This is a genomic window from Thalassolituus sp. UBA2009 (assembly GCF_002335285.1).
GTDB classification, from domain to species: domain Bacteria; phylum Pseudomonadota; class Gammaproteobacteria; order Pseudomonadales; family Oceanobacteraceae; genus Venatoribacter; species Venatoribacter alkanivorans.
Genome location: NZ_DDCJ01000023.1, coordinates 27,864 through 33,406, shown reverse-complemented (window position 1 = coordinate 33,406; position 5,543 = coordinate 27,864). Strand labels below are relative to the sequence as shown.

General features: G+C 51.0%; 5 protein-coding genes. All 5 read right to left on the bottom strand.

The window, feature by feature from the left end; translation table 11 throughout:
* Positions 1-31: 31 nt before the first annotated feature.
* A complete protein-coding gene (locus tag B3P58_RS02890; protein WP_286716010.1) occupies positions 32-991 on the bottom strand; it encodes a hypothetical protein in 960 nt (319 codons plus the stop codon).
* A gap of 10 nt (positions 992-1,001) precedes the next feature.
* Positions 1,002-2,093 carry a GNAT family N-acetyltransferase gene (locus B3P58_RS02885; RefSeq protein ID WP_286716008.1) on the bottom strand — a complete coding sequence of 364 codons (1,092 nt, stop codon included), beginning with the start codon at positions 2,091-2,093 and terminating at the stop codon, positions 1,002-1,004.
* A complete protein-coding gene (locus B3P58_RS02880; RefSeq protein ID WP_286716006.1) occupies positions 2,090-3,727 on the bottom strand; it encodes a GH3 family domain-containing protein in 1,638 nt (545 codons plus the stop codon). Before B3P58_RS02880 ends, B3P58_RS02885 begins: the two co-directional genes overlap by 4 nt.
* A 9-nt stretch (positions 3,728-3,736) precedes the next feature.
* Entirely contained in the window at positions 3,737-4,480 is a 744-nt protein-coding gene (locus tag B3P58_RS02875) for a hypothetical protein (protein ID WP_225691158.1), read from the bottom strand.
* 496 nt (positions 4,481-4,976) lie between these two features.
* On the bottom strand, positions 4,977-5,543 hold a 567-nt coding region (locus B3P58_RS02870), incomplete at its 5' end, for a YdbH domain-containing protein (protein WP_286716004.1).

The following is a 5,543-nucleotide window of genomic DNA, read 5'->3' as shown; positions in this document are numbered from 1 at the left end:
TCTGTTATCTGTGCTGCTGGCAGAAAATACATCAGGCATAACTCAGCTCCTGCAATGACTGTTGCCACAGCTGCAGGCAGCGCTGCTGTGTTTCCTGCGCCAGAGCAATTGAAGGGTGAAATTTAAGTGCCAGTGTCAGTTGCCCGTTGCACTCAGTCACACCGGTGGCAATCGGATAATTCGCGCTGCCGGCACCGCAGACACCAACAACACTGTGCGGATGCTGTGGCAGTGACCAGTCTCCCAGATAGCTGAACGAGCCGAGATAAAACTGCGAACCGCTGATGCGCCGGTAAATAAAGCGCACCCCGGTTTTACCAATCCAGCGGCCAATATGAGCCATCTTCCATAACCACCAATGTTCTCTGGCGACCAGCTTTGCTTTTACCTGTGCATGAATGTGTCCGGCACTGCTGTGTTCGTCCAGTGCCAGATAAAAACCGGATGATAAATTACTCTGTTCCGGCCAGCTGACAGCGCCACGGACATTCACCGGGTAAAACCACCAGGCGCGGCTTCCCGGTTGCAGGCAGACGGAAAAAATAACCTTATTCAGACAGGCAAAGGTAAGGCTTGCCAGAGAGACTCCCCGTGCAGCAGCCACTGTTTTTAAGCGGCTGACGGTGGTTGTGTTAAGCACGGTAAATTCAGGTTCTGTAACAGCCCTGGGTGTTTCGCCGGCTTTTGTTGCACTGGCTTTTTTCCAGTGTACGGTTTTCGGTGTGCGGTCTTTGCGTTGCCGCCGTACCTTATTCAGGGTTTGCCAGAAACCGGGCTCGGTCAGGTCGCGGCAGCGTGGCAGTGAACTGGCCGGATAGCCCAGTTGCTCGCGTACATTAGCCAGCATACCAATGCCATCGGTATCGCGGTGGCGGAAATGATGCCACTGCGTCTGCTGCTCCTGACTGTTGTGTATAAAACAGTGAATACGGTCGGAAATTCCTTGCTCTTCCCGTACTTCGTACCACTGGGCAATATAATCTTTGCGCATAAATTCCCTGTTAAAGACGGCTGATTTCCGGATATTGCAGGCGGGTTAAATCCAGCTTCTGCACCAGTTCTGGTTGATAGGTAGCAATAAAATTCCGGCTTTTTAAGGCGTGCCCGGGATGCCGGCGGACGATTTTTAACAGCGGGTCACGGCTGTCAAAACCACAGGCCAGAGCCAGGGCATTACGTTGCTGTGCTGTTTTCCGCAGGGTGCGTAATAACCGCGCAAAGCGCCCGGGATCATTATTTTTAACCACCACGCTGTGCAGCATCTGATAATGATTGAGCGAATTAACGGCAGGTAATGCCAGGTGTCCGGTCAGCCAGGTAAGGCTGTTATAGAATGGCCGCAAATGATGCAGTAGCGGTACGTAGCCACTGATCCGGGTCTGTTTAAAATCCTTCTGATCCCACAGACCAGCCAGCGCCGTAATTTCCCCATGTTCACGCAGAATAAAAAAATCACTGATTTTAATATTGCGGTAGTATGGATCATCGCTGCCGATACGCGAGAAATCGTAACAGGGGTAAAATTGTTTACTGGCGGCTTCGCGGTCAAAAAATGCCTGCATCTCGGCAATATCTTCCGTTCTGGCCGGATGGGTTAACGGATCATCCGCGATATTTTTTTTCCGCCGCAGGCTGATCAGCCAGGTGGTAAACATTCCGGCAGGAAGATATTGCGGCAGTGTATTGCGGCCGCTGCCAACGGTGCTTAGTGAGGCACGGTTTTCGTCGAGAATAACGGTCTGCATCCACTCGTTCTGCATTTGCTGACGATAGGTGCCGAATAAGCGGTACAGAGTACGGCCACCCTGAAAATCCGGGTGAATACGCAGATCACTGCCATAACGAACCGACGTTGGCTGGCCATTAATAAATACCCGGCGCTGGCCGATACTGAACGTACCGATAATGCCATGACCGGGTTTTTCCATAACCCAGATTTCCGGTCGCTGGCTACTGACTGCTGCGGCATAAAAATAATCAGGATTACGCTCAAAGGTCAGACGGATGCTTCCCTGTTGGGCGGTTGCGGCCAGCAGTTTCAGTAAGCCGGCCGAATCCTGAGTACAGGCCGGCCGGATGCAATAGCTGCTCACGCGATGGCTCCGCTTTCCGCCGGGCTGTCTTCCGGCAGAGTATTCAGCAACTCGCTGGCGGCAGGGCAAAGTAATAACGGTTCTACTTTAATATTGCCGGCCACCGCACCACACTGCAGCCGCAGGTGAGTATAAGTTGCCATGGCGTTGTCGCTGATGATTACGCGTGCCGGATTCAGCTGGCCGAGTTCGCGGGCGAGCTTATAGTGGAAATGTTCCTGCAATAAAGCTTCAAGCCGCTGCTGGGTTTCTGTCTGCAGCTCCTGACCACCACTGGCCAGCAGTACGTAGGTTGGACGGTGGTTACCCTGTTCCGCCGGTACGGCCAGTAATGACACCGGTTGCAGTGGCAGGGCGGCAGTCAGGGTACTGAATATATTCAGCACCGCTTGCGGAGACATTTTTTCGCCGACCATATCGGTGCCGGATAAGCGGCTGATAAAACGCAGGGTCGGGCATTGATTAATAAAACCATCAACCAGCAGCCGGTCTTTGGTGCGGTAACGTAACAGGCCGCTGGCGGTGGTGATCACCGGGCGAACCTGCATACCGGGCTCCAGTTCCCAGCTGAATAAAATCTGTTTGTTGGCCAGATTTTCAAACTCGTAGAAATGACTTTCCAGCGCCAGCGGATATTGCTGACCATAAGGAATGGTCACTACACCTTCGGTGGCCCATAAGCCTTTTCCCTGAAAATCACTGTGGCTGAATAACTGCTGCAGTTGTCTGGCCCAGGGTTCGGATGATGATGTATCCCAGGCGCTGATCAACGCCAGTTCAGGCCATAATTTCCGGGTGATAGTGGCGTTTATTCTGCCGTTCCAGTTACGCAGCAATGCAGCATTAATACGATTGCGCGGAGCGCTTAAATGTCCGAGGCTGGTTTGCTGTTCTCCCCAGCGACCCTGTTCCAGAACCTGGGCAACGGCCATGCGTTGCTGTCCTAATTGCTCCAGCAGGCTGAGCAGAAAGGTGGGGCTCCAGACAGACATCAGGGTGAGATCGCGGGCTGCGCATAAATAACAAAGCGATGCGAACAGTGATAATTCTGAGCTTGGTGCCAGCGACACCGCCTGCGGCACGGCCATGGTGCGGTTCATAAATAAACGCTTCCACCACGGCAGTAATTGCAGGTCGTCATTAACGCTGTTGGCAACACTGCGTAATTCACCCGGCACCCATGACAGTGACCAGTAATGCCGGCCTTTACGGATAGCGGGATAACGGCTGTACAGATCGGCCATCCACGGATTAATGGCCTGATCGAGTTCGCGCAGGAATTCCGGGGTATAGGGAATCCATTTAATCTGTGCTGTTGAGCCACTGGTTGGCTGATAACGCTGGCACGTCTCTGTCGTCAGAATAAATTCACCGGAACTGCGCTGGCGGTTAATGGCATTCTGCCAGTCTTCATAATCGCTTAATGGTACTCGCTGGCGAAATTCTTCAACGCTGGTCGCCAGCGTAAGGCCGCGCTGATAACCGCTGTCTGAGCCGGATACAACCGCCATAATGTTCTGAAAGCGTGCCAGCTGCGCCGCTTTCAGTGCATGACTGGCGCGCATAAAACGTTGCTGACCATAGCGGCTCAGACGATAGGAAATCTGATGCAGTAAGCGGGTAGAAATATTCATAATGACTCCTTACTGCAGTGTGCTGCGCCGGCTGCCGAGCTGTTTACGGAAAAAGCCGATAAAGGTTCGGCTGCAGACTTCACCGACGCAGGGCAGCTCAGTACCGCGGCGCCAGGATGGATTGGTGTCATCAAAAAAGCGGATCTTTGCATTGGCTTCACGCATGCAATCCGTAATGTCGGCAACATCCCCTTTCAGGTGCTGGGAGTGATCACCAAAATCCAGCAGGCGATTATTACGGTCGTAATAATCGGGAAATAATTTTTCGCAATACTGGTCGATAACACCGACCAGACTTTTATCGCGGTTATGGTGATTGGGGTAATGGCGAACAAAGTTATTGGCCAGAAGCAGGTAGGTTTTATAACCTTTGGAAATCAGCAACCAGAAAACCCGGGTACCGGGGCGGGTTAATTTCAGCTTCAGCATCCGTAATGCAAACGCCTGCTGCAACGCTTTATTTCCCCAGTAATCTTTTTCCAGAATGGTATCTCCACTGAATACGCCAATGGCTTTTCCGTTGCCATAATTCAGCGCCACTTCAGTCCAGGTGCTGAAACCGACCACCCGGTTTCCGGCTTTCTCTGCCAGCAGAAATACACCGCTTTTACGGTTCATATCCTGGACAAAGGTTTCCAGATCGGTATTGGCGTAATAACGGGAAAATACCCGGTACATATCGCGCAGATGCTTAACTGAAATCTGCTCCAGTGGCAGAAAACGACAGGTTAATGCTCTTTTATTCTGAGTCATTGAAATCCATTCCTTATTCAGGGCAAAACAAATCCGCATCGCCGGATAGCGGCAATGTCAGGTCGGTTATTGTTTTATGCAATATAAGTACGATGGTGCCGTATATCGCGGAATGGCAGCGACTATTCGCGTTGTGGCAGAGTCTGGAATGCAGTCATAGAGATCACCGTGAGAATAAGTTTTTATAATTACCCGCTCTTATTGGCGGATTTAATATTATTTTTATTGTGGCCATTTTTATTCTGGCCTCTGAGGAATGCAGACACTCAGTTTTCGGGGCCTGTTAACCTGGATAAGTTCAGGCGCTCGGATTGAAACATAAGCGCGCTCTTTGGGTTAGTGCAATATATATTAAAAGAAATAGTTGGCACGAATTGCCCTTATATTTAAGGGTTTGTGGCTATTATATGGTACGGATGTTTTATGTTTTTAATAGATTTATAGGAAGACGCAGGCAGATATAAAATATTTCTGATTATTTATTTTTGCGTTTTATTCATTGGTATTTTTCTTCAAGTCTGCTGATTACGTCCTGAGTAACGCGCAGGCTTTCCAGCAAATCCAGTAAGTTATATTCCAGATTCACATTCAGGTGCGTTGCCTGGCCGCCAAAGAAATCCGGGTTTTTTCCCTGAAACTGCAAACCTAAATTCAGTGCGCCGTCGGGCTGGTACTGAATATTGGACTGCAGCTTGTCGTAGTTGAAGTTCTGCAGTAATTGCATGGCCAGGCCAACGGTCTGGTCAGATTGCTGCAGTGCTGCGGAGGTGGCGTTCTGGTAGCGGATAACGCCGCCGGGGTCGCGGGCAAATAAACTGCCGCCGGGAATCTGCGGGCCTTCTTTGGTTAAAACTATCGGCAGCACACCGTCGAGGGTGCCGGTTGCCTGAACTTCAGCCTTGGCTTCCAGCGCGGCTATCTGTGCCAGCTGAATATGGTCCAGCTCAATACCAAAGGCATTGATGTCTTTGCGTGTATCAAAGCGGATTAATGGAGTATGAACGCGGCCGCCGAGTACATCGGTGTGCATTTCATAAATCTCGGCCAGCGCATAAGAAAAATC

Excerpts from the sequence above, each read along its gene's own strand:
- B3P58_RS02890 (WP_286716010.1), bottom strand. The coding sequence starts at position 991 with ATGCGCAAAGATTATATTGCCCAGTGGTACGAAGTACGGGAAGAGCAA.
- B3P58_RS02880 (WP_286716006.1), bottom strand. The coding sequence starts at position 3,727 with ATGAATATTTCTACCCGCTTACTGCATCAGATTTCCTATCGTCTGAGC.
- B3P58_RS02875 (WP_225691158.1), bottom strand. The coding sequence starts at position 4,480 with ATGACTCAGAATAAAAGAGCATTAACCTGTCGTTTTCTGCCACTGGAG.